The organism is Providencia sp. PROV076 (assembly GCF_028483405.1).
In the GTDB taxonomy this organism is placed as follows: domain Bacteria; phylum Pseudomonadota; class Gammaproteobacteria; order Enterobacterales; family Enterobacteriaceae; genus Providencia; species Providencia huaxiensis.
In genome coordinates, this window is record NZ_JAMPRR010000018.1 from 43123 (window position 1) to 67525 (window position 24403).

16 protein-coding genes are annotated in these 24403 nt (G+C 40.0%); 8 read left to right on the top strand and 8 right to left on the bottom strand.

Translation table 11 applies throughout. The features are described 5' to 3' along the window. Positions 1 to 199 precede the first annotated feature (199 nt). Together carA and carB are read left to right on the top strand one after the other, a co-directional pair. Positions 200 to 1363: a glutamine-hydrolyzing carbamoyl-phosphate synthase small subunit gene (carA, locus tag PSF67_RS12640; protein ID WP_166266657.1), complete on the top strand. Its 1164-nt coding sequence runs from the start codon at positions 200 to 202 to the stop codon at positions 1361 to 1363. A 15-nt stretch (positions 1364 to 1378) separates the two neighbouring features. Beyond that, a complete protein-coding gene (gene carB / locus PSF67_RS12645) occupies positions 1379 to 4600 on the top strand; it encodes a carbamoyl-phosphate synthase large subunit (protein WP_166266659.1) in 3222 nt (1073 codons plus the stop codon). A gap of 166 nt (positions 4601 to 4766) precedes the next feature. Here carB and PSF67_RS12650 read toward each other — a convergent pair whose 3' ends face one another. Together PSF67_RS12650 and metC are read right to left on the bottom strand one after the other, a co-directional pair. Continuing rightward, positions 4767 to 5444, bottom strand: a complete 678-nt coding sequence (locus tag PSF67_RS12650) for a DedA family protein (RefSeq protein ID WP_102138991.1) — start codon at positions 5442 to 5444, stop codon at positions 4767 to 4769. A 158-nt stretch (positions 5445 to 5602) separates the two neighbouring features. After that, complete coding sequence (gene metC, locus PSF67_RS12655) at positions 5603 to 6787, bottom strand: cystathionine beta-lyase (RefSeq protein ID WP_231068859.1); 1185 nt, start codon at positions 6785 to 6787, stop codon at positions 5603 to 5605. Positions 6788 to 7199: 412 nt separating this feature from the next. On the opposite strand from metC, the gene exbB reads away from it, so the two are divergent. The 4 genes from exbB to yedF all read left to right on the top strand — a co-directional run bounded on the left by exbB (position 7200) and on the right by yedF (position 11544). Then, the gene (gene exbB / locus PSF67_RS12660; protein WP_102138993.1) at positions 7200 to 8141 is read left to right on the top strand and encodes a tonB-system energizer ExbB; all 942 of its coding nucleotides are present in this window, start codon (positions 7200 to 7202) and stop codon (positions 8139 to 8141) included. A 5-nt stretch (positions 8142 to 8146) separates the two neighbouring features. Continuing rightward, complete coding sequence (exbD, locus tag PSF67_RS12665; RefSeq protein WP_102138994.1) at positions 8147 to 8572, top strand: TonB system transport protein ExbD; 426 nt, start codon at positions 8147 to 8149, stop codon at positions 8570 to 8572. 1521 nt (positions 8573 to 10093) lie between these two features. Then, positions 10094 to 11308 (top strand): selenium metabolism membrane protein YedE/FdhT, encoded by a 1215-nt coding sequence (gene yedE, locus PSF67_RS12670; RefSeq protein WP_272677030.1) that lies wholly within the window; start codon positions 10094 to 10096, stop codon positions 11306 to 11308. Then, positions 11305 to 11544 (top strand): sulfurtransferase-like selenium metabolism protein YedF, encoded by a 240-nt coding sequence (yedF, locus tag PSF67_RS12675; protein ID WP_004914660.1) that lies wholly within the window; start codon positions 11305 to 11307, stop codon positions 11542 to 11544. The genes yedE and yedF overlap by 4 nt, the downstream gene beginning before the upstream one ends. A 266-nt stretch (positions 11545 to 11810) precedes the next feature. On the opposite strand, the gene PSF67_RS12680 is transcribed toward yedF, so the two are convergent. Both PSF67_RS12680 and rdgC read right to left on the bottom strand, forming a co-directional pair. Further along, entirely contained in the window at positions 11811 to 12326 is a 516-nt protein-coding gene (locus tag PSF67_RS12680; RefSeq protein ID WP_102138998.1) for a GNAT family N-acetyltransferase, read from the bottom strand. Between the two features lie 237 nt (positions 12327 to 12563). Then, a complete protein-coding gene (gene rdgC, locus PSF67_RS12685; RefSeq protein ID WP_272677031.1) occupies positions 12564 to 13469 on the bottom strand; it encodes a recombination-associated protein RdgC in 906 nt (301 codons plus the stop codon). 203 nt (positions 13470 to 13672) lie between these two features. Between rdgC and mak the strand changes: the two genes are divergently transcribed. Next, positions 13673 to 14578, top strand: a complete 906-nt coding sequence (mak, locus tag PSF67_RS12690) for a fructokinase (RefSeq protein WP_272677032.1) — start codon at positions 13673 to 13675, stop codon at positions 14576 to 14578. A gap of 760 nt (positions 14579 to 15338) precedes the next feature. Further along, positions 15339 to 17288 carry a bifunctional 2',3'-cyclic-nucleotide 2'-phosphodiesterase/3'-nucleotidase gene (locus PSF67_RS12695; protein WP_272677033.1) on the top strand — a complete coding sequence of 650 codons (1950 nt, stop codon included), beginning with the start codon at positions 15339 to 15341 and terminating at the stop codon, positions 17286 to 17288. A 192-nt stretch (positions 17289 to 17480) separates the two neighbouring features. Here the strand turns inward: PSF67_RS12695 and PSF67_RS12700 are convergent, their stop codons facing one another. The 4 genes from PSF67_RS12700 to sbcD all read right to left on the bottom strand — a co-directional run bounded on the left by PSF67_RS12700 (position 17481) and on the right by sbcD (position 24193). Continuing rightward, entirely contained in the window at positions 17481 to 17780 is a 300-nt protein-coding gene (locus PSF67_RS12700; protein ID WP_102139002.1) for a hypothetical protein, read from the bottom strand. 430 nt (positions 17781 to 18210) lie between these two features. Further along, positions 18211 to 18810: a nitroreductase family protein gene (locus PSF67_RS12705; protein WP_102139003.1), complete on the bottom strand. Its 600-nt coding sequence runs from the start codon at positions 18808 to 18810 to the stop codon at positions 18211 to 18213. Positions 18811 to 19293: 483 nt separating this feature from the next. Beyond that, positions 19294 to 22977: an AAA family ATPase gene (locus PSF67_RS12710; protein WP_272677034.1), complete on the bottom strand. Its 3684-nt coding sequence runs from the start codon at positions 22975 to 22977 to the stop codon at positions 19294 to 19296. Position 22978: 1 nt separating this feature from the next. Beyond that, on the bottom strand, positions 22979 to 24193 hold the full coding sequence (gene sbcD / locus PSF67_RS12715; RefSeq protein WP_231068923.1) for an exonuclease subunit SbcD: 1215 nt from the start codon (positions 24191 to 24193) through the stop codon (positions 22979 to 22981). Positions 24194 to 24403 lie beyond the last annotated feature (210 nt).

Genomic DNA, 24403 nt, shown 5'->3' on the forward strand with positions numbered 1-24403 from the left:
CTAAAAATGAGGTAGTTAAGTAAAAAAGTAAGATAAAAGTGAAAAAAATGCATTTTTTTCTAGACAAGACTCCATCTCATCATTAGAATGCGCGCAATTTGCCAAAAATTTGCTTAAAAACTCATTTTGGCATTGATTTAGATCGCAAAATCTGAATTAATATGCATAAAACGTGATTTATTATTCTCCGGAGGGTGTTTTGATTAAGTCAGCTATATTGGTTCTGGAAGACGGAACCCAATTCCACGGGCGTGCTATCGGTGCAGAAGGCGCTGCTGTTGGAGAAGTCGTTTTCAACACGTCGATGACCGGATATCAAGAAATAATTACAGACCCTTCCTATTCCCGCCAAATTGTTACTCTCACTTATCCCCATATTGGTAATGTCGGCACTAATGCTGATGACGAAGAATCTCCAAATGTTCATGCGCAAGGCTTAATCATTCGTGACTTACCATTGGTTTACAGTAACTTCCGCGGGCAAGAAGGGTTATCCGAATATCTAAAACGCCATAACGTCGTGGCGATTGCGGATATCGATACACGTAAATTGACACGTTTACTGAGAGAAAAAGGCGCACAAAACGGTTGTATCATTGCGGGTGATAACCCTGATGTTGCACTCGCATTGGAAAAAGCGCGTAGTTTTTCAGGTTTGAATGGGTTGGATTTGGCAAAAGAAGTCTGCACTAAAGAGATTTATAACTGGTCCCAAGGTTCATGGACGCTGGAAAATGGCCAGCAAGGCGCGAAAACCGCGGAAGAACTCCCTTTACATGTTGTCGCTTATGACTTCGGTGCGAAGCGTAATATCTTACGTATGTTAGTTGACCGCGGCTGTCGTTTAACGGTGGTGCCAGCAACAACATCCGCAGAAACCGTATTGGCGATGAACCCCGATGGTATTTTCTTATCGAATGGCCCTGGTGACCCGGCCCCTTGTGATTATGCAATCAAAGCAATTGAAACCTTTTTAACCACAGAAATCCCCGTATTTGGTATTTGTTTAGGTCACCAATTACTTGCTCTGGCTAGCGGAGCCAATACCATGAAAATGAAGTTTGGCCATCATGGTGCTAACCATCCTGTTAAAGATTTAGACAAAGATGTGGTGATGATCACGGCGCAAAACCATGGTTTTGCGGTTGATGAATCGACACTTCCCGACACACTGCGCGTGACTCACAAGTCACTGTTTGATGGAACATTGCAAGGTATTCACCGTACGGATAAACCTGCATTTAGTTTTCAAGGCCACCCAGAAGCAAGTTCAGGGCCACATGATGCGGCAAATTTATTCGACCATTTTATTGAGTTAATTAATGAATACCGTCAAAACACCCCTCGTCAAAACGCACAATAATCGGGAGCAAGAGAAATGGCAAAACGTACTGATATAAAAAGCATTCTGATTTTAGGTGCCGGCCCAATTGTGATTGGCCAGGCATGTGAATTTGACTACTCAGGTGCTCAAGCGTGTAAAGCATTGCGTGAAGAAGGTTACCGCGTAATCTTAGTTAACTCGAACCCTGCGACTATTATGACTGACCCAGAAATGGCAGATGCAACTTACATCGAGCCGATTCACTGGGAAGTTGTGCGTAAAATCATTGAAAAAGAGCGCCCTGATGCCGTTCTACCGACTATGGGCGGACAAACGGCATTAAACTGTGCGCTTGAATTAGAACGTAAAGGTGTTTTGGCTGAGTTTGGCGTGACCATGATTGGGGCGACCGCTGATGCAATTGATAAAGCAGAAGATCGCCAACGTTTTGATAAAGCAATGAAAAAAATCGGCTTGGGCACAGCACGCTCAGGTATCGCACATAATATGGAAGAAGCTTATGCCGTTGCAGATGCGGTCGGCTTTCCCTGTATTATTCGCCCATCATTTACGATGGGGGGGACCGGTGGCGGTATCGCCTATAACCGCGAAGAGTTTGAAGAAATCTGTACTCGCGGTTTAGATTTATCCCCGACTAACGAATTATTGATTGATGAGTCGCTGATTGGTTGGAAAGAATATGAAATGGAAGTTGTCCGCGATAAAAAAGACAACTGTATTATCGTCTGTTCCATTGAAAACTTCGATGCGATGGGGATCCACACGGGTGACTCTATCACCGTCGCGCCAGCTCAAACATTGACCGATAAAGAATACCAAATCATGCGTGACGCATCGATGGCCGTATTGCGTGAAATCGGCGTTGAAACAGGTGGCTCTAACGTTCAATTCGCGGTTAACCCTAAAGATGGGCGCTTAATTGTTATTGAAATGAACCCGCGGGTTTCACGTTCATCGGCACTTGCCTCTAAAGCGACAGGCTTCCCAATCGCTAAAATTGCAGCGAAATTAGCTGTCGGTTATACCCTTGATGAGTTAATGAATGACATCACTGGTGGCCGTACCCCTGCATCATTCGAACCTTCCATTGACTACGTTGTGACAAAAATTCCGCGCTTTAACTTTGAAAAATTTGCGGGCACGAATGACCGGCTCACAACGCAAATGAAATCGGTTGGCGAAGTGATGGCTATTGGCCGTACATTCCAAGAATCAATGCAAAAAGCGTTACGTGGGTTAGAAGTGGGGGCAACAGGCTTCGACCCGAAAGTGGCTCAAGAAGACCCTGAAGCACTGACTCGTATCCGTCGTGAACTAAAAGATGCAGGTGGAGAGCGTATTTGGTTCGTTGCGGATGCATTCCGTGCGGGTCTTTCTGTTGATGGTGTTTTCAATTTAACCAATATTGACCGCTGGTTCTTAGTGCAAATCGAAGAACTGGTACGTTTAGAAGAAGAAGTGGCTGAATTAGGTATCAATGGCCTGACTAAAGACTTCTTACGTGTACTCAAACGGAAAGGTTTTGCAGATGCCCGTTTAGCTAGTCTAGTAGGGGTTTCTGAAGCAGAACTGCGTAAATTACGTCAAGGTTATGATTTACATCCTGTATATAAACGTGTTGATACCTGTGCGGCAGAATTTGCAACAGATACGGCTTATATGTATTCCACTTATGAAGATGAGTGTGAGTCAAACCCAAATAATGCTAAACCGAAGGTGATGGTATTAGGTGGTGGGCCAAACCGGATTGGGCAAGGGATTGAATTTGACTATTGCTGCGTGCATGCATCTTTAGCGTTACGCGAAGACGGCTATGAAACCATCATGGTCAACTGTAATCCTGAAACCGTTTCAACTGACTATGACACCTCAGACCGTCTCTATTTTGAACCTGTCACCCTTGAAGATGTGCTGGAAATTGTGCGTATCGAGCAGCCAAAAGGTGTGATTGTGCAATATGGTGGCCAAACACCATTAAAATTAGCTAGAGCATTGGAAGCAGCAGGTGTTCCTGTTATTGGTACGAGCCCAGATGCTATTGACCGCGCAGAAGATCGTGAACGTTTCCAGCAAGCCGTTAATCGCTTGAACTTGAAGCAACCAGAGAACGCAACTGTCACAGCGATTGAGCAAGCTGTTGAAAAAGCGGCAGGGATCGGTTACCCACTGGTGGTTCGCCCATCCTATGTGTTAGGTGGTCGTGCGATGGAAATTGTATATGACGAAATCGATTTACGTCGCTATTTCCAAACCGCGGTAAGTGTCTCTAACGATGCGCCAGTGCTACTTGACCGCTTTTTAGACGATGCCATTGAAGTTGACGTAGATGCGATTTGTGACGGTGAGATGGTGCTGATTGGCGGTATCATGGAGCACATTGAGCAAGCTGGCGTACACTCTGGTGACTCTGCATGTTCACTCCCTGCATATACACTTAGCCAAGAAATCCAAGATGTGATGCGCGAACAAGTTCGCAACCTTGCCTTCGAGTTACGTGTGCGTGGCTTGATGAACGTGCAGTTTGCCGTCAAAAATAACGAAGTTTATTTAATCGAAGTCAATCCACGTGCCGCAAGGACAGTACCTTTCGTGTCTAAAGCAACAGGTGTGCCACTAGCGAAGGTTGCCGCGCGTGTGATGGTGGGGCAAACCTTGACACAGCAAGGGGTGACGGAAGAAGTTATTCCACCATACTACTCTGTGAAAGAGGTGGTACTGCCATTCAATAAATTCCCTGGTGTTGACCCAATTCTTGGGCCTGAAATGCGTTCAACAGGCGAAGTCATGGGTGTCGGCCGGACATTTGCAGAAGCATTCGCTAAAGCGATGTTAGGTAGCAGCTCGACCATGAAAAAATCTGGTCGCGCGCTGTTGTCTGTTCGTGAAGGTGATAAAACAAAAGTTGTCGATTTAGCCGCTAAGTTGTTAAAACATGGCTTTGAGCTAGATGCGACTCACGGCACTGCGATTGTGCTAGGAGAGGCTGGTATTAACCCGCGCCTCGTCAATAAGGTTCATGAAGGTCGTCCACACATTCAAGATAGAATTAAGAATGGTGAATATGACTACATTGTGAATACTACTGCTGGCCGCCAAGCCATTGAGGACTCAAAATTAATTCGCCGCAGTGCATTGCGTTATAAAGTTCATTATGACACGACGTTGAATGGCGGGTTTGCCACTACGATGTCGCTCAGTGCAGACCCAACCGATACGGTGATCTCTGTACAAGAAATGCATGCATTAATTAAGTAATTATTTAAAGTCATCTACATAAGCCTCAGTATCCAATTTACTGGGGCTTTTTTATGGCCATTCTTTAAAGCCATCTCCTGACGAGAGGGTAATTATCTGGTGATATAATGGATAAGATGGAATTTTAGCCAAATGGCCGCTAACTAGCGGCCATTACTCGGTTATATTATGATTTCTCTTTGCTACTCGAGAGCGCCTTACGGTGTTTCCAATACATTACAATTGAGCCAATTAGGCCACTAATCAGTAGGATAACTGGGATAATCATCAGCGCACTAATCACGATTTGCTCGTGTTCTTTCACAAAAGGAATTTGGTTTAGGGCATAGCCTAAGGTGACAATCAAACCAACCCATAGCAAACCACTTAGCCAGTTAAAAAACTGGAAACGGCGATGACTCAACTCAGATAACCCAGCGAGTAAAGGCAATATTGTTCTTACGAATGCGAGGAAGCGTCCTATAAGTAGGGCGTATAAGCCTTGCTTGTTAAACATATTGTTTGCTTTGGTGTGATATTCCTCTGGAATTTGGGCAAGCCAGCGCTTCACAACCTGAGTTTCACTTAGCCATCGGCCTTGTAGAAAACCTATCCAACACCCTAAGCTTGCAGCGACTGTTAGTAACAATATAGTCGGAATAAAGTGTAAGACTCCCTTAGCAATCAATGCACCTGAAAGGATCAGCAAGGTATCACCAGGTAGGAAAGCAGCGGGCAAAACGCCATTTTCTAAGACAATGACGACAAAAAGTACGGTATAAATAACCCAAAGTACTTCAGGGTTGGAGAGTTTAAGGAAATCGTGGTGCCAAAGCGCCAGTACGATTTCGCGTAGGACTTCCATAATTATTCCTGTATCTGCATAAAAGCGAATTTCTTTATCATCTATATTACAGGAAAAAAAGAGCTCAAGTTTGATTTGTTTGAAGAATTAATCATTTAGTGGAAAAATTGCAGGAAGCATTTAACGCTGCTCCTGCAATTAATATATTGATTTTTAATTTAAATTCTTTCAAAAGCTAATTGTAAGTCGTGAATTAAATCATCGGTGTGCTCTAAGCCTATATGCACTCGGAAGAAGGTACCTTCTTTTGGTGAAAAATCATATTGCCGCATATTGAGTAAATCTTCTTTTTGGTACCCTAAAATCAGCGACTCAAAACCTCCCCATGAATAACCCATTTTAAAATGGTTAAAATTATCAAGGAAAGCGGTAAATTGTTCCGTGGTTAAGCGTGATTTTAGCTGGAAAGAGAAAAGGCCATTAGACCCGGTAAAATCACGAATAAAGAATTCATGACCTGGAGAATTTTCAAGTGCCGGGTGAAAAACCTGTTCAACTTCAGGGCGCTGCTGTAGCCAATTCGCAACTTGTAAGCTATTAATTTGATGCTGTTTTAATCGAGTCGGCAATGTGTGCAGCCCTCGATTAGCCATATAAACAGTGTCTGGGTCAGCCGTTTGGCCTAAGAGATATGAATTTTCACGTAATGTTTCAATACAGCGTTGGTTTGCCACCGCAAGGCCAAGCATTCCGTCGGAATGGCCATTGATATATTTAGTTGCTGATTGGATTGACACATCCACATCAAATAATAAAGGTTTAAGTAAAACACCTGCTGCCCAAGTATTATCAATCATAATCACAATTTCAGGCGATTTAGCGCGTATAGCTTTCACCATTGCAGGTAAATCATGGACTTCCATGGTGATAGACCCGGGAGACTCTAAAAATACAATACGCGTATTGGGCTGAATTAAATCAGCAATATTCATTCCGATGAGTGGGTCAAAATACGTGGTTTGGATATTCAGCTTAGTAAGGATATTGTCGCAAAAATTTTGGGTTGGATCATAAGCTGATCCTGTCACAAGGATATGTTCGCCAGCAGAAATAAAGGACAAAATGGCATTGGTAATTGCGGCAGCACCTGATGGGTAAAGGACACACCCTGCACCCGCTTCTAATTCAGTCATTGCTTCTTGAAAAGCGAAATGTGTTTGTGTCCCGCGACGCCCATAAAATAGTACGTTATTTGCGCGATGGCGAGTTGCATGACGTTTTTCTTCAAGCGAATCAAAAATAATCGAAGAGGCTCGCTGAATAACAGGGTTTACCCCTTTTTGTGTGTATTTCGGGTTCCGCCCAATATGGACTAATTGTGTTTCAGGTTTTATGTCTGCCATGATTTTTCCCTACACAGAATATGAACTGGTTAAACTTAGAGGTGATTTATGCTAAGACGTTAAATGATCCTGATAGAAATGTAACTTGAGTATTCTTCAACTTTCAAACTGTAGGTAAATTTTATTTGTAAGATTGGGAATGAACATTTAATTGAACCGCGAATTATTAAGGAAAATAACCGCATAGTAGAGAAGGTCATGTTTGTCTAAACGCAAAAAAATATAAAAAAATCGCGAATACTAATGATAATTACTATCAATTCGCGCTGTGTTTGATATCATCAGCACCGTCTTTTTGAAAAGAGACGGACAGCGCGAGTCAAATTTCGCTTTTAAAGGTTAGTCGATGAATGGCACAATCATCGATATGAATTTTTTTATACAACACTAAAAAGAGAGTAAAGGCCAACTGATGCGTAAACTAACAGCTTCTATTCTATTGGCGTTCGGCTTGATGGGTACGGCAGTCGCTGAAACCACACCTGCAACAACACCAGCTGCGTCTCAAAATACACCATCAACACAACCAGCAGCAAATCCGGCTGCACCAACAACAACACCAAGTGCTGAAGTTTCATCAGTACCCGCTGAACCTGCACAAGGCGAAGCCGTGAACACAACTGTTGTTAATGAAAATATTGAAATTGCAACAGAAGCACCAACGGGTGGCTTTGACCAAGACTTATCTGTTTGGGGAATGTACCAAGGCGCAGATAACATTGTTAAAACAGTCATGATAGGGCTTGTTATTGCTTCTGTTATTACTTGGGCAATATTTTTCTCAAAAGGTTTAGAGATTTTAGTGGCTCGCCGCCGCTTAAAAGCAGAAGCGAAAGCAATTGCTGAGGTGAAGTCACTTGATGAAGCTGTCAGTATCGCAGAAGGTTTCAAAGCAAATAGCATTACTCGTATGTTATTAAACGAAGCCGTTACTGAGCGAGCGTTATCAGCAAATAGCTCTGATTTATCAGGCACAAAAGAGCGCACATCATTCCGTCTAGAAAGGGCAGTTGCTGCTATTAGTCGTTATATGGGGCGTGGAAATGGTTATTTAGCTACTATTGGTGCGATTTCTCCATTCGTCGGTTTATTTGGAACTGTCTGGGGGATCATGAACAGCTTTATCGGGATTGCTCACTCACAAACGACTAACCTTGCGGTTGTTGCACCAGGTATTGCAGAAGCGTTATTGGCGACAGCAATTGGTCTTATTGCCGCTATCCCTGCGGTTGTGATTTATAATATTTTTGCTCGAATGATTAACAACTATCGTGGTCAAGTAGGGGATGTCGCTGCTCAGTCTGCGTTGTTGCTGGGGCGTGATCTTGATCTGGCAAATAGCAAAGCAAGGTAATTATTATGGCAATGCGTTTAGGTGACGAACAAGACGATAGCGGTGAAATGCATGAAATTAACGTAACACCTTTTATTGATGTTATGTTGGTTTTATTGATTATCTTTATGGTTGCAGCACCATTGGCAACAGTTGATATTAAAGTCGACTTACCCGCCTCGACAGCGAAGCCGCAACCACGTCCAGAAAAACCTGTATTTTTAACGGTGAAATCGGACAGCCAGCTTTTTATTGGTGACCAAGCTGTGACAAAAGAACAGCTTGCTTCTACACTTGACCAAGCAACAAGTTCTAATAAGGAAACAACAATCTTTTTCCAAGCGGACAAGAGTGTTGATTATGAAACGATGATGGATGTAATGAATGCATTGCGTCAATCAGGGTACTTGAAGATTGGTTTAGTCGGAATGGAAGCAACGTCCTCAAAATAAGCTAATTAAATCCTATAAACGCGTTTTATCATTAAGGGTAAAACGCGTTTTTTATTATCTAATGGTACCCAAAGTTATATCTGTCGTTTTTTAAACTCTCTTTCGGCACTCTTTTTGGATATTCCATCGCATTTATTTACCTAATTAAATTTTTTTTAAAGAATTTTATTCTTATTTGACGCTCTTTATTCGTTATTTGATAAGATGATTTGGCTATTGTATTCATTTTTTCACACTATTTTGGATACTTTTGTTTGTATTTCCTATAAATAATGATGAATCATATTAATTTTTATAATCAATATCTGTGTGTTCTTCATTTTTCACTATGGTTTCTTCTATGGATATTACCTTTTTATTTATGTATATATTAGTTAGATTAATTTATTTCGCTGGTTTTTTCGTTCTAAAATGCGAGTTAAATAGCATATAAATACTGATTATTTTATCAATAACGATGCAATAAGATGGGAAACTTAATGAAAAATAAACCATGTTTCTAATAAGGATTTATAAAAAATATCATTTTTAATCGATTTAGTGTATTCCATTATTTATTTTGTGGTTATTTTGTGTGGGAATATTAATCAAAAAGTGATTGTTTATCATAGAGCTGGTTATTTTTGCTTTGATTTTTTAGAATAATAAAATTAAATTAAGTAAATACCACTAATAATTATAATTAAATAATATGTAAACATTATTAATGTTAAAGTGGTTTTATTATATTCAGAAAATATATTTGTAAAATTACTTAGTATATTCAATTAATATTAAATTTATTTTCAAGATTAAAATGAATTATTTTTTAGGAACAATGTAAATTGTTTGTAATAACTTAATGATAGGTTAAATATTTTGCTGTCTTTTTGTGGTTTAACCTTATGTTATTGATTTTAATGGGCTTTGTATTTAACCCTGCATTGTTAAGTGAAAATAAAAAAACACTTGCGCAACAAAGGTGTTTCGCTATAATGCAATCAATAACATTTAGAAACACTTTTAAATACTTTATTATATTGAGTTATCTATTTTTATAATTTACTTAGCTAGGGAATCAATAAGGCCAATACTAATTTGGAAATAATACAAAGTTAGTGAATATTTAGGTCTTTGAATTAAAAATAGATATAATTACTTAACAGGTAACTCAGTGAGTGTATTTATACCGTGATATAAGTGTTATTACTGGAGTCAAATGGGCTGACTACAGACTACGCATAGCAAGCGTCGCCGTAATACGGCAATTTCATATTATACTTTTTTATAGATAAAATAAGACTACACTTCAAGCGTTATCATTGAGATAACGCTTTTTTTTTATTCTAATCTACCTCTTTGGATCTTGAGTAGCACAAGGTCAATCTGTCTCTCGTTTTATGATGAAATAACTTCACGAAAAAATTTATCGGAGTATGATGTGCCTCTTCGCTGTGGGGATCGATATAAATACTTATAACGATAATTATACAACGGCGAGCTTCTCTGCCAAGGTCTGGCGTGAATGAATTGGAAGTAACAATGACTTGGTCTGATTTTAAATCTCGCTATCTCATCGGTTTTTGGAAACCATTACCTGCAGTTATTGCCGCAGGTATCTTATCAACCTATTACTTTGGTTTGACTGGCACGTTTTGGGCAGTTACGGGTGAGTTTACGCGTTGGGGCGGGCACATCATGCAATTATTTGGCGCTGAACCAGAGACATGGGGCTATTTCAAAGTTATTGGTTTCGAAGGTACACCACTAGATCGCATTGATGGTGTGATGATTATTGGCATGTTTGCTGGCTGTTTTGCCGCGGCATTATGGGCCAATAATATTAAATTACGAATGCCTCAGCATAGGATCCGGATTTTTCAAGCTATTTTGGGCGGTATTATCGCTGGATTTGGTGCTCGTTTAGCAATGGGGTGTAATTTAGCCGCATTCTTTACTGGGATCCCTCAATTCTCATTACACGCGTGGTATTTTGCTGTTGCTACTGCGGCAGGGTCATATTTTGGTGCGAAATTCACACTAATGCCAATGTTCCGCATTCCAGTGAAATTGAAAAAAGTTAGCACCGCATCACCATTAACACAAAATCATGATGCGGCAAAAAGACGCTTTAAACTGGGAATGGTGATTTTCACATTAGCGCTGGCTTGGGGCTTTTATACTTTATTAGATTCCCCTGTGATGGGCTTCGCCATTTTATGTGGTATTGGCTTCGGGCTATTAATTGAAAGAGCACAAATTTGTTTTACCTCTGCATTTCGTGACTTGTGGATCACCGGACGCACACATATGGCGAAAGCTATCATTATAGGTATGGCAGTCAGTGCGATTGGTATTTTTAGCTATGTCCAGCTAGGTGCAACGCCAAAAATTTTATGGGCTGGGCCGAATGCGGTCATTGGTGGATTACTGTTTGGCTTTGGTATTGTGCTCGCTGGTGGTTGTGAAACGGGCTGGATGTACCGCGCGGTAGAGGGCCAAGTCCATTATTGGTGGGTCGGTTTTGGTAATATTATTGGCGCTACGGTACTGGCTTATTATTGGTATGATTTAGGCCCTTGGCTAGCGACTGATTTCGACAAAGTCAATCTACTGGAAACCTTTGGGCCAGAAGGTGGGTTACTGGTCACTTATGGATTACTAGCGGTAGCATTCGTGTTGATGTTGGTCTGGGAAAAACACTTTTTCCGTAAACGTTCTCAAAAAGCATCTAATGTATCCGTGGAGGTAGTATGAGTAAGAAAGACATTATCCCTGATTATCGTTTAGATATGGTTGGAGAACCGTGCCCATATCCCGCAGTCGCGACACTAGAAGCGATGCCATCGTTGAAAAAAGGCGAAATTTTAGAGGTGGTAAGTGATTGCCCGCAATCGATTAATAATATTCCTCTAGATGCCAAAAACTACGGTTATACGGTGTTGGATATTCAGCAAGATGGGCCGACTATTCGCTATCTTATCCAAAAATAACGGATACGCGTCATATTTTGCACTGTCGCGGTGTTGGCTTCATGCATTAGCCCTAGTCACATACTTGTGTATGCTCCTAGGGTCTAACGCATTTGTCGCCTTGCGACAGCACAAACTATTTAGCGTATTGGTGTTGGTCATATTTTGCACTGTCGCGGTGTTGGCTTCATGCATTAGCCCTAGTCACATACTTGTGTATGCTCCTAGGGTCTAACGCATTTGCCGCCTTGCGACAGCACAAACTATTTAGCGTATTGGTAATACACTTACTCTTCTTGTTCTTGCCAATTAGTAATATCTAGAACTAGTTCACATTCATCATCCATATAAGCGCCTGTTGGGACAAAACCCAGCTTCTTGTAGAATTCAAATGGGCTCTCTTCCCCTTCACCACAGCTATTATAAAGGCGTGGATAACCTTTTCTTTTTAAATACTGAATGACTTGTACCAAGGCTTCTCGGCCAAATCCTAGCTTTTGGTAGGGCTCTGCAATCATGAAACGCCAAAGCATAATGCCATCATATTCTAATTCATCATCATCTAGCCCTGAATGGAGCATGATGAAACCGACAGGGACATCATCAGCGTAAATGCCTCGGTACCATGCACAATCAGAAAACTGGGCTTCCACCATGGAATAGGCATTGTCAGCCACCATATTACGCTGTGCTTCACTAAGTGTATGACTTAGTAAGCAAATTTCAGAAAAATTATCTGCGGTGACTTTTTGTAGGGTAACCAGTGAATTTTCATCTAATTCGGGTTCGATGAGCTCTTTCATAACATTTCCTTCGACAGAATATTGACCATAATCATCAGTGATGGGCTATTTTTATTATTGTTGTTGAACATAATTAAATATTAGAAATTTGCGATATGGATATAAATCAATCAACCAGAGATTTCACGACCAGTCAATGACTTAATTGTGGCTATGTAAGCGGGGTCTAAAAAGTGATGGCAACTTACTTAAGTGTCAGTTGCCATTGTGAGAGCAATAGGGGATATGAAGAAAAATTTAGTGTTCGGCTTCGCCACCTAATACATCAATCAAGCGAGCGATTAATGCACTAAGTTCACCTGTCATTAAGACGTAATCAGCATCAAATTTTTGAGCGTAGTCTTCTTTAGCGATGTCATCATTTTGGTCTTTTAATGTATCACTAAATTTGAGGCGTTTTAGAGAACCATCGTCAGATAACATGAACTGGATACACTCTTCCCAATCTAAGGCCAGTTTGGTTACGAGTTTACCTGCTTCAATATGGGTGGCGATTTCATCAGAAATTAGCTCTTGCTTCTTACAGCGGATAATACCACCTTCTTCTAAGATAGCTTTTAGCTCCGCTTCATCCATAACTGCAAAACCTTGTGGTAATGAACCAGAACGGATCCACTCCGTGAGTGTTAGCTCAATGGGGTCTTTAAAAGTAAGAGGGACGACGGGTAAAGAACCTAAGCTTTTACGTAGTAAGGCTAAATTGTCTTCTGCGCGTTTTGCGCTTGCAGCATCAACAATAATTAATTGATTTACAGTATCAATCCAAATGTAGGTTTTGCTAAATTTACTGAATGCGCGAGGAAGGAGAGCATGAACGACTTCATCTTTTAATGAATCTTTTTCAGTTTTCTTCAGCTTACGGCCTTGCTCAGCTTCTAATTTTTCAATTTTATCCTGTAATTCTTGTTTTATTACAGGAGATGGCAGCATTTTTTCTTCTTTTTTGGCACAAATAAGAATTTGGTTACCCGCTGCATGCGTCAGGGCATCTCCCCCATTCATCGGTGAAACCCAACCCGTTTGCATCATATCTTGGCTACCACAAGGGTGATAGGCGAGGGCGGCAAGCTGTTTCTCTAAATCATCTGCGGAGAGTGCCAAATCCCGATTTAGGCGATAGACTAATATATTCTTGAACCACATGAAAAACCTACCTTTGTTGATAAATAGCCAGTTAGAGCAGGGGGCTATGATAGCGAATTGTCTGTTATTAAGCGAAAAAAAATACGTTGTTGTTGAGCGTTGCTATCATTTGATGAGTTAGCTATTGATAATCCGCTTCAAAACAAGCCATCATAACGATAGAAACCCTGATATAAAAACCTTGAATAGTAGAGAGCATCATAATGAGAATCGGTATTGATCTTGGTGGAACCAAAATTGAAGTTATTGCATTGGATGACAGTGGCAATACTTTGTTTCGTAAACGTATTCCAACACCTCGTGGTGACTATGATGCGACACTTAAAGCGATAGTAAGTTTAGTGATGGATGCAGAAACGGCGACGGGGTTGTCAGGTAGTATTGGTATTGGGATCCCCGGAACCTTGTCTCCAGTGACAGGAAAAGTTAAAAACGCCAATTCCACATGGCTTAATGGTAAACCGTTCGATGCTGATTTGAGTTATTTATTAAATCGTGAAATAAAAATGGCGAATGACGCTAATTGCCTAGCTGTCTCAGAAGCGGTTGATGGCGCAGGAGCAGGCGAGAAAGTCGTGTTTGCTGTTATTATCGGAACCGGTTGTGGCGCAGGGATTGCGATAAATGGTCAGGTGCATTCAGGGGGAAATGGCGTTGCAGGGGAATGGGGGCATAACCCTTTACCATGGCAAGATGAGCAAGATAGGCAATTTCTAGCATCAGAAAGCTGTTATTGTGGGCTGACGGGGTGTACTGAATTATTTGTCTCAGGCACAGGTTTTATGGCTGACTACACGAAACTGTCAGGGTGCAAAAAAACGGGAATGGAAATCGTTGAATTAGCGCAAATAGGGGATGAACATGCCGTCATCGCACTCGAAAACTACCTTAATCGCCTCGCAAAAGCCCTCGGGCAAGCCATTAATATGTTAGACCCAGATGTGATAGTGCTAGGGGGCGGAATGAGTAATGTTGATTACTTATATGAGGCGCTGCCTGAAAGGATCCGTCAATGGGTGTTTGGTGGGGAGTGTGATACACCAATTCGTAAAGCGGTGCATGGCGATTCGAGCGGGGTTCGCGGAGCTGCTTGGTTGTTTTCGTCCTAATTTACGCTGTCGCGGTGTTGGCTTCATTCAGTCACTCTAGTCACATACTTATGTATGCTCCTAGAGATGACCTCATTTTGCCGCCTAGCGACAGCGTAAATTAGTTAGAAAATAGAGCCAATGGGATGGTAGCGGTGTTGGCTTCATTCAGTCACTCTAGTCACATATTTATGTATGCTCCTAGAGATGACTTCATTTTGCCGCCGTGGCACAACTCGAATTATTTAGAAAAAATACTTAGTTTCTAATCAAGTGAGAAATCTTTAGAAAACTAATGATTAAATAATCATCTTTTATTTCTTAAATTAAATTTAGATTAATTGAAAATAATTTGATAGATGGATTTATAAAATAAAAATGGATAAGAAAAATCCCTGTGTTTTATTGGTGAAATAAAATACGGGGATTTAAGTTAAATAAACTTCTGTAATGCTAAGTGATATAAATCACAGTTCTTTTTTTCCTTCGAAAAATATTCATCAATCCTGAATGGAATAATGGGAGTTAATTAAGGTGAATTTGTCATCATTAATTCATTTTTGTGAGCTATATAAAAATCAAGCCCAATAAAAAGATGAAAACCGTGATTTAGTCACAAAAAATGGTTACTGTTTGCAGTGTATTATCATTAAAAATTGACATCATGCACATAGTGTAAAATTTTAATGCTATTTTTGTTGTTTATTTGTTCAATTTTACAAGATAGGTACTCAGATTTGAGAGGCAATTTTCTCTCAATAATGGCAACTAAGGGGATTACATGAATAAAGTATTAAAACTTTCAACACTTGCTATGTTAGTCGCATTTAATGCGAACGCAGCAACAGTTGATTTACGCGTAATGGAAACATCGGATGTTCACAGCAACCTCATTGATTTTGACTATTATAGAGACAAGCCGACAGAGCAATTTGGTTACGTTCGTACCGCGACATTAATTAAAGCCGCTAAACAAGAAGCAACAAACTCAGTATTAGTGGACAACGGAGATTTAATCCAAGGTAGCCCATTAGCAGACTACATAGTAGGTGAAGGTTTAAAAGACGGTGAATCTCACCCAGCACATAAACTTTTAAATACTATGGGTTACACCGTAGGTAACTTCGGTAACCATGAGTTTAACTTTGGATTAGAATTCTTACATAAAGCCATTGATGGCGCAAAATTCCCATACATTAACGCTAATATTATTGATGCGAAAACGGGTGAAAACTACTTTAACCCATACATTATTGTCGATACACCAGTTAAAGATAGAGACGGCAAAACGCACACTATCAAGATTGGTTATATTGGTTTTGTTCCCCCACAAATCCTTATTTGGGATAAACCAAACTTAGAAGGCAAAGTTTTAGTTAACGATATCACTGAAACTGCGAAAAAATTTGTACCGCAAATGAAAAAAGAGGGTGCAGATTTAGTTGTTGCTATCCCTCACTCTGGTTTCTCTCAAGAGCCATATAAAGCAATGGCTGAAAACTCAGTTTATTACCTCAGCGAAGTTCCGGGTATCGACGCTATCATGTTTGGTCACTCACACGGCGTGTTCCCTAGCAAAGATTTCAGTGATATCAAAGGTGTTGATGTTGCAAAAGGGACAGTGAATGGCGTACCAGCTGTCATGCCAGGGCAGTGGGGTGACCATTTAGGTGTGGTTGATTTAGTCGTCAATAATGATGATGGTGCATGGAAAGTAGTTGATGCAACCGCTCACGCACGCCCTGTCTACGATAAGCCAAATAAGAAAGCCTTGGTTGAGCGTGATGGCGAACTGGCGAAAATTATTGAACAAGAACACCAGGATACCCGCAAGTTTGTTGGAAAACATATCGGTAAAGCGTCCGAAAACATGTACAGCTTCTTAGCATTGGTTCAAAGTGACCCAACTGTACAAATCGTGAATGATGCTCAAGTCGATTACACCAAAAACTTTATTCAAGGTGACCCAGATCTGGCTGATTTACCTGTTCTTGCAGCCGCTGCACCATTTAAAGCTGGTGGACGTAAAAACTCACCAACTGAATTTATTGAAGTTGAAAAAGGTGATTTAACTTTCCGTAATGCCGCTGACTTATATTTATATCCAAATACGTTAGTTGTAGTGAAAGCGACAGGCGCCGATGTTGTTGAATGGTTAGAATGTTCTGCGGGAATGTTCAATCAAATCAATCCACAATCAACAGCACCACAAAGCTTATTGAATTGGAATGGTTTCAGAACTTATAACTTCGATACAATTAGTGGTGTAAATTACCAAATCGACCTGACTCAACCCGCGAAATACGATGTTGATTGCCAAACAGTCAACAAAGATGCTAACCGAATCAAAAATGTAACCTACCAAGGTAAGCCGATTGATCCAAAAGCAACCTTCTTAGTGGCAACGAATAACTACCGTGGCTACGGCGGTAAATTTGCGGGAACAGGTGATAATAATGTCGCATTTGCATCTCCAGATGAAAACCGTTCTATTTTAGCGGCTTATATTGCTAAAGAGTCTAAAGATAAAGGACAAATTGCGACTAAAGCCGCGAATAATTGGTCATTCACTCCAATTAAAACAGACAAAAAACTGGATGTTCGCTTTGAAACTGCGCCAAGTGAAAAAGCAGCAAAATTCATCAAAGAGAATGCACAGTATCCGATGAAACAAGTCGGTACCGATGAAATTGGTTTCGCTATTTATCAAATAGATTTAACCGAGAAGTAATCTAAACATATTGATATCATTCAAGCCTACCTACGGGTGGGCTTTTTAGTGGCTAAATAATTAGCTTGATAAGTAATTTTAGAGGTGAGAATGCAAAGTAAGAGGGGTGTTAAGGAAATAGCGCTCGGAATATTAAGACAATTTTTACATTAAATATTCCGAGCGGTTATGATTAAGGTAAACATTATGGAGCTACTCATAAAAGACATTTAACATAGGTAACTTAGTGTGTTTATCATACTCAACTTTTACATACTCAGACTCTACCTTTTGGCCATTTTTTAAAGAACCTGTTATTGATACATCTTTACCTTTTCGGTAACACGTAATATTAACTCGCTCTTTATGTTCAACTTTGACTGAACATTGTGGCTCATAGATATAACCTGAAAATGAAATTGTACCTCCTGATGAGTTATTACTTGCATAGGTGAAAGAACAACTTGAAATGATTATAGTAACAACAAATGTTAGTAAAGATAAACCTTTCATAGTCCACCTCCTTAATAACACTTTACACGATGGGACGTGTTTTTGTGCTCTCACTTTTAGTGTAGTTCAAATATCTATAATGCAAAACTAAAAATGAAAATATACTTAGAGTTTAGATGGGTGGTTGGTTAATGTATTGATAAACATCAAATTATATGTCTATTGGATTTTGTGTGATCAATTAATAATCAGGCGGTAACACGAGTGTAATAATAATAGTATAATTGTGAATGTTTCTTTTTGTTTCGATGAACTATTTTGAGTAAATATGTTTTATTGTGAGTTCAGGTTAATTTAGAATAAGTGATAATTTTAAATTGGAGGTATCATAAGTGATGATGTTGAATTATTCACTTTGATAATATCGAATAAATGAAATCCTCTCGTAAATATATTACGAAAGGATTATTTAAATTCTTAGTATTTTAGTTTATTTGAAAACTTTGAAACGAACATCGTCATCCATAAAGTCTTTATCACCCGCTGGCTCATTAATTGAACCAAATACCATTTGAGCGCGTAATATCCAGTTAGCTGGAACATTCCATGCTGTTTGTACGTCATTATCAATCAGTGGATTGTAGTGTTGTAAAGATGCACCGATATTTTCTTGTGACAATGCAGTCCAGACTGCGAATTGTGCGATACCACTGGCTTGTTCAGACCAAATTGGGAAGTTATCTGCATATAAAGGGAATTGCTCTTGCAAACCTTTAACAATATCTTGGTCTTCAAAAAACAGAATAGAACCGGCTCCCGCAGCAAAACTATCAATTTTTTGCTCTGTTGAAGCAAAGGCTTGCTCAGGAACAATTTTACGCAGTGCTTCTTTGGTCATATTCCATAATTTTTGGTGTTCAGCACCAAATAAAATCACGACGCGAGATGTTTGTGAGTTAAATGATGATGGTGAGTGTTTAACTGCTTCTTTAATTAATCTCGTGACGTGTTCTTCTGATACAGGTAAAGCATCGCCGAGGTTATAGATAGTACGACGATTTTTAATCATTTCGATAAATGCGTTAGACATTTTAGTCTCCTAGCTTTTCATTAGCGCACGGCATGTTATTGAATAAATCTTAGAAGCCGTAGTGTGTTTCAATGGTTATTACTATAACTTGGCGAATGGAAAATCATAGAAAAAAAATTTAACGATAAGGTTCAAATTTTTGCACCAAGTTAATAAAGTGTTTTTATTTGCTTAAAATCAATATGTTAACACTAGTTTTTGTGGCGATTTATGGTGATGAACTGCATTAATAAGCACAAAAGAATAATATGTATAGAAAATAATTGAGGATAAAATAGATGAGAATGAAAGCGCCTAGGTAGAGTATCAAATTAATCAAAAATAGTGCGCTGAAGCGGCTCAACTTTCTCTACCAATGTAGGGAATAATAAAGCGGATGCATTTCGTTTTTTAAACAACTTAGCTATCTTTAAATTAGCAGTTAATTTAGGGGGGAGTTTTCCCCACCCCGAATAGTCACAGAATTGAGTTAAATTATGCGGTTTAAATGATACGAAATTGTGCGGGAAGTTCGCTAAAGCCAAGCCCATTGCCTTTTTTCACGGCAATTTGTACAGGAATACGTTCTTTCATTGCTTCCACATGGCTAATTACGCCAATAGTTTTGCCAGATGCATTCAAGCTTTCTAATGCATCAAGGGCAATATCTAACGTTTCTGCATCTAAAGTACCAAAACCTTCGTCTAAAAAGAGCGATTCTAGTTGTGTACGATGACTTACCATATCGGATAGCGCTAGGGCCAATGCTAAACTAACTAAAAAGCTTTCCCCACCAGAAAGCGTTTTAATATCTCGAATGCTATCCGCTTGCCAGCCATCAATAACTTGTAACTCAAGGTTTGCTTGGTGGCTACGCTGTAATAAATAACGGCCATGAAGTTTTTCAAGCTGTTGATTAGCTAGAGAAACTAAACAATCCAATGTTAGGCCTTGTGCATAACGTCGGAATTTATCCCCTTCAGCGGAACCGATAAGTAAGCTGAGATAGCTCCAATCATCGTAACTTAACTGACTTTTCTCTATTTCTTGCAGTAAATCTTGTTGCTGGTGGCGCAGTTGCTTATCGGTATTGAGCTGGTTAATTATCTGGCCTTGTCTCTGATTTATTTGCTTAATTTCTTCATCGAGTTGGGCAACAATTGTTTGTAATTGCGTTTCAGTCAGTGTCGCTAAATCAGTAATACGTTGTTGATTTAGCACTTCAATGGCCTGTAACCCCTCTTTATAACGCGTTTCACACTGTATACGTGCTTGGTTAATGCGTTGTTTTAGTGTTTCCAATTGTTGTTTTTCTTCATGGCTTATTAACGCCTTAAGGAAAGTGTGTTGATCACTAAATGGGCTATCGGTAAGTGCTTGAGTAAACAGGGTATTGGCTTGCGTTTGTGCCAGTTTTGTTTTTTCGCTGGCATCTATGAGCGCTTGATAACTTCCATTCATTGACGCGATGGTTTTATCAGTCTCATTGAGTTGTTTACTTAATTGTTCCTGAGCTTGGAAAAGCATGGTTTGTTTGTCATTCAATTGCTGAATGAATTGGTTGATAGTTAGACCTGAAAGCAGTGTTTTTCGTTGTGCTGCTTTTTGCTCTAAATCTAGCTCAATTTGCTTAAGACGATTTCTTTCTTGTTCAATTTGTTGAGTAAGAATATCGAGTTGTTCTAACTCAACTTTTAATGTGGCTTTATTGACTTCAATTTGTTGGCTAAGTGTTTGCGCCATCACTTTTTGGTTGTTGAAGTGCTCACTGCGTTGGCTGATCTCGTTAACCCATTCATCGAATTTATCTTTATCAGGCACATTTAAGTTAAATGGCATAAGAGTGGATTGCCATTTATCTAATTGTATCTGCTTACGCTGTTGAAATTGGTTATATTCTTTTTGGATCTCATCAAGTTGTTGTGTTTGGTTTTTTAAACGCTCTTCAATCAATGACAAATCAGATTGCCATTGGGTAAAGCCTGCTTGTTGCTCGTGTAGTTGATACTTGGTTTGCTGATATTCGCGCTCTAGCGCGGTCATATCGGCCACTATTTTCTGTTGCGTAGCTAATTGCTCCGTTAATTGATTAACAAAGAGCGTAACGGCTTGTTCATTTTGGGCTAACTCAGGTGTGAGTGCTTGCTCACATGTCTTTTGCCATTGATAGTTAAAGGCATCGAGTTGTTCACTGATTTGCTGCTGTTGTTGTAAATTTTCGTTTTGGCGTTGTTTTTGTGTATAAAGTTGTGATTCTAACTGAGTTTGTTGTTGCTTTAATTGGTCGAGTTTATTTGTAAGCTCAATGAGTTGTTGCTGTGTTTCACTGAGGTGAATTGATTGATAATCGTTAACGGCAGGGTGCTCTGTTGCACCGCATAATGGGCAGGGGTTACCCGCTATGAGTTGCTGACGTTCATGCTCTAGGCTAACAATTTTTTGTTCTAATTGTAATTTGTCATTGGTTAGCTTGATGAGTGGCGTCAATTCATTAATGCGTGTTAGGGCAATGCTCAATGTTTTTTGCGTGGTGGTGATATCTTGTGCTAATTCAACATCTTTTTGGGTCTGTTTTTGTTTTTGCGTTTGTGCATTAAGGCATTGAGATAATATTAATGGCAATAATTTAGCATGTTGTAAGCGTGCTTGTAGCTGTTCAATGTGTTGATTGATAGCGTTAATATCATGTTTTTCTTGGTTTTGTTTGTAGATTTCTTCTTGTTTTTTGAACGTGACAGTGCTGTGTTCTAACTCGAGACGTTTTTGGGATAGTTTTTCAGTTTTCTGCTGTTGTTGCCGCTGTAATTGTGTAACTTCATTTGAAATAATTTGTTGTTTTTTATGCAAACTCGCCAGTTTATCAGCTAATTCGAATATAAAATGGCCTTGTTGCTGCCAGCTACCGATGTGCGCATTGAGCTCAGCGTCTTTTGGGTGTTCTTCTAGAAATAGGTTGTGTTTCTTTAACTCAAGGTGCGCAGTTTGGATCTGACTTTGAGTCTCATTAACTAAGTGTTGCTTTTGCTGAAGAGTTGTGTGCTGTTGTTCAATTTGTTTCGTAATTTCAGTCTGTTGCTGTTTCAATTGTGCAATTTGGTTATCCAGAGGCCTGACAGTTTCATCAATCAATTGATGCTGTTGTTTGGCAAAATCAAGATGTTGTTGATACTCGGATTGTGATTTCAACAACTTCTCTTGCAGTGGAGCACGTTCAGCTTGCTGGGTTTGCAAGCTAAGTTTCAGCTGTTGTTGTTTATTTATGTATTCAGTGAGTTGTTGTTGCTGGCGCTCAACGTCCTGCCATAACGGGCGAAGCGACTCCGCAGGGGCGCTATCAGCCAATCTTTTCAACTGAGGCTGTGCGGATTGGAACTCAAGCTCATTTTTTTTGAGTTCATCATCAAGTGATTGCATGCGCTGGGTGAGTTGGTGATATTGTTGCCACCAATTGACGCCTTGTTGGTGGCGAGCCCGCTGTTGCTTGGTTTGAGTTTCTTGTTCAAGTAAATGGTTTTGCTGTACTAATAACTCTTGGTGTTCTGCTTCAGTGAGTAAATTAATGCTTTGTGCCTTTGCCTTTAGCAAATCTAAGTCAATTTTGGCTTGCTTGTGTTGATTAAAAACATAAATTGAAATCTGGCTATAAATTTCTGTGCCTGTAATTTCTTCAAGTAAATCAGCGCGTTCTTTCTCTGAAGCATTTAAAAACGCAGCGAAATCACCTTGGGAGAGTAAAATTGATTTGGTAAAACGCTCATAATCAAGCCCAGTTATTTGTGCTATTAATTCTTTTATCTCTGTGATTTTTACGGTCAATATTTTACCATCAGTAACCGTTGCAAGCTCCGCCTTAGGCTGTTGTAAATTGCCATCAGGCTTTCCTCCTGCTCGTCGTTGGCTCCAAAAGGCGCGATAAGCTTTGCCTTTGACCTCAAACTCCACCTCAGCAAGGCATTCCCCAGTGTGGCGAGTCATCAGTTCATTTTGTGCGTTAGAAATGGTTTTTAAACGCGGTGTTCGGTGATAAAGCGCAAGGCAAATCGCATCCAATAAGGTGGTTTTTCCTGCACCAGTGGCACCTGTAATGGCAAATAAGCCATTGCTAACAAATGGCTCCGCAGTGAAATCAATTTTCCACTCACCTCGAAGAGAGTTAATATTTTTTAAACGTAAACTTAGAATCTTCATATTAACTTTCCTTGCTCATTTGTAATGCGTCATAAGATTGTTGAAATAGCTGCACTAGGCGCTGTTCACGCTCAGGATCCTCTAAAGACTCTTGGGCAAGGCGACGTAAAAAAACGTCTTCTACGGTGAGTTCACTTAATGTTTCATTGGCCAAGGTTTGGCTTTGTCCCTGTATTTGCTTACGTGCACGGCGCAGTATCACGACTTCAACAGGGAGATCTTGTGTCAACGCTTCAATACGCTGTTGGATATCAGCGAGGTAATCTTGTGAAGCAACTTCAATATCTAACCAAACAGGTTTATCTCCTAGGTAATCTTTCCATGCTTCTAATTGCTGTTCTATTTGGCTTAAGGAGCCTTTAATGCTTTGCAATGGCTGAATAATAGGGATGTCCAATGGGGTGATTTGAGTCAATTCGCTTCCGGTGAATTCAACAAGGCAGACACTTTTTTGTTGTGCTGTTTCGTCAAAACTCAATGCAATAGGTGAGCCACAGTAGCGAATATTTTCTTGCCCTCCAATCACTTGGGGACGGTGAATATGGCCAAGGGCAATATAGTCAGCAGGGGGAAAAGCCCCAGAAGGAAACGCATCTAACGTACCAATATAAATATCTCGAACGGAGTCCGTTAAGGCTGCACCGACAACCGTTAAATGGCCAGTGGCAATAATTGGAATATCCAGCCCCAATGCGGTTCGCTGTTTTAGCGCGAGTTGGTAGCTGGCTTGGTAATGATCATGAATAGCGGTTTGTAGTGAGCGTTGTTTATCTTCAATATTTTGCCCTGCAATACTGAGCTGGATATCTCGAGGACGTAAAAAAGGGATGGCACAGACGAGACCAATAGGTTGTTCCTGTTTATTTACTAAAGTAATGACATGCGGTTCACTTCCAGACGTAATAACCTGTGTATTCAAATAACTAAGTAGAGCGCTTGATTCATTGAGTACAGAAACCGAGTCGTGATTACCACTTAAAATTACTAGCTGGCAGCCTGTTTTTTGTAAATCAACAATAAATTTATTATACAGTTCACGTGCATAGCTCGGTGGCGAACCGGTATCGAAGATATCACCTGCAACGATGACCGCATCAACTTGGTGTAATTCCACTTGTTCAACAAGCCAGTTTAAGAAATGTTGGTGCTCAGGCGCACGGCTTTTGGTAAAAAAATACTGACCAAGGTGCCAGTCTGAGGTGTGAATAATGCGCATGAGTTATCAATTCCTATCATCAATAATGTGCATGAACGTTCGATAATTAAGTATACCCGATCCATATCACTCGTTGAGGGATGTTTGCGATTTTATTACCTATTACTATATTGCGGAACTATGTCGTCGCGGAACTATGTTGCGGAAATATTTCACTTAAATGACATTTAACCGTTAAAATAAAGATTAATATGAGTTTCACCCATTGAT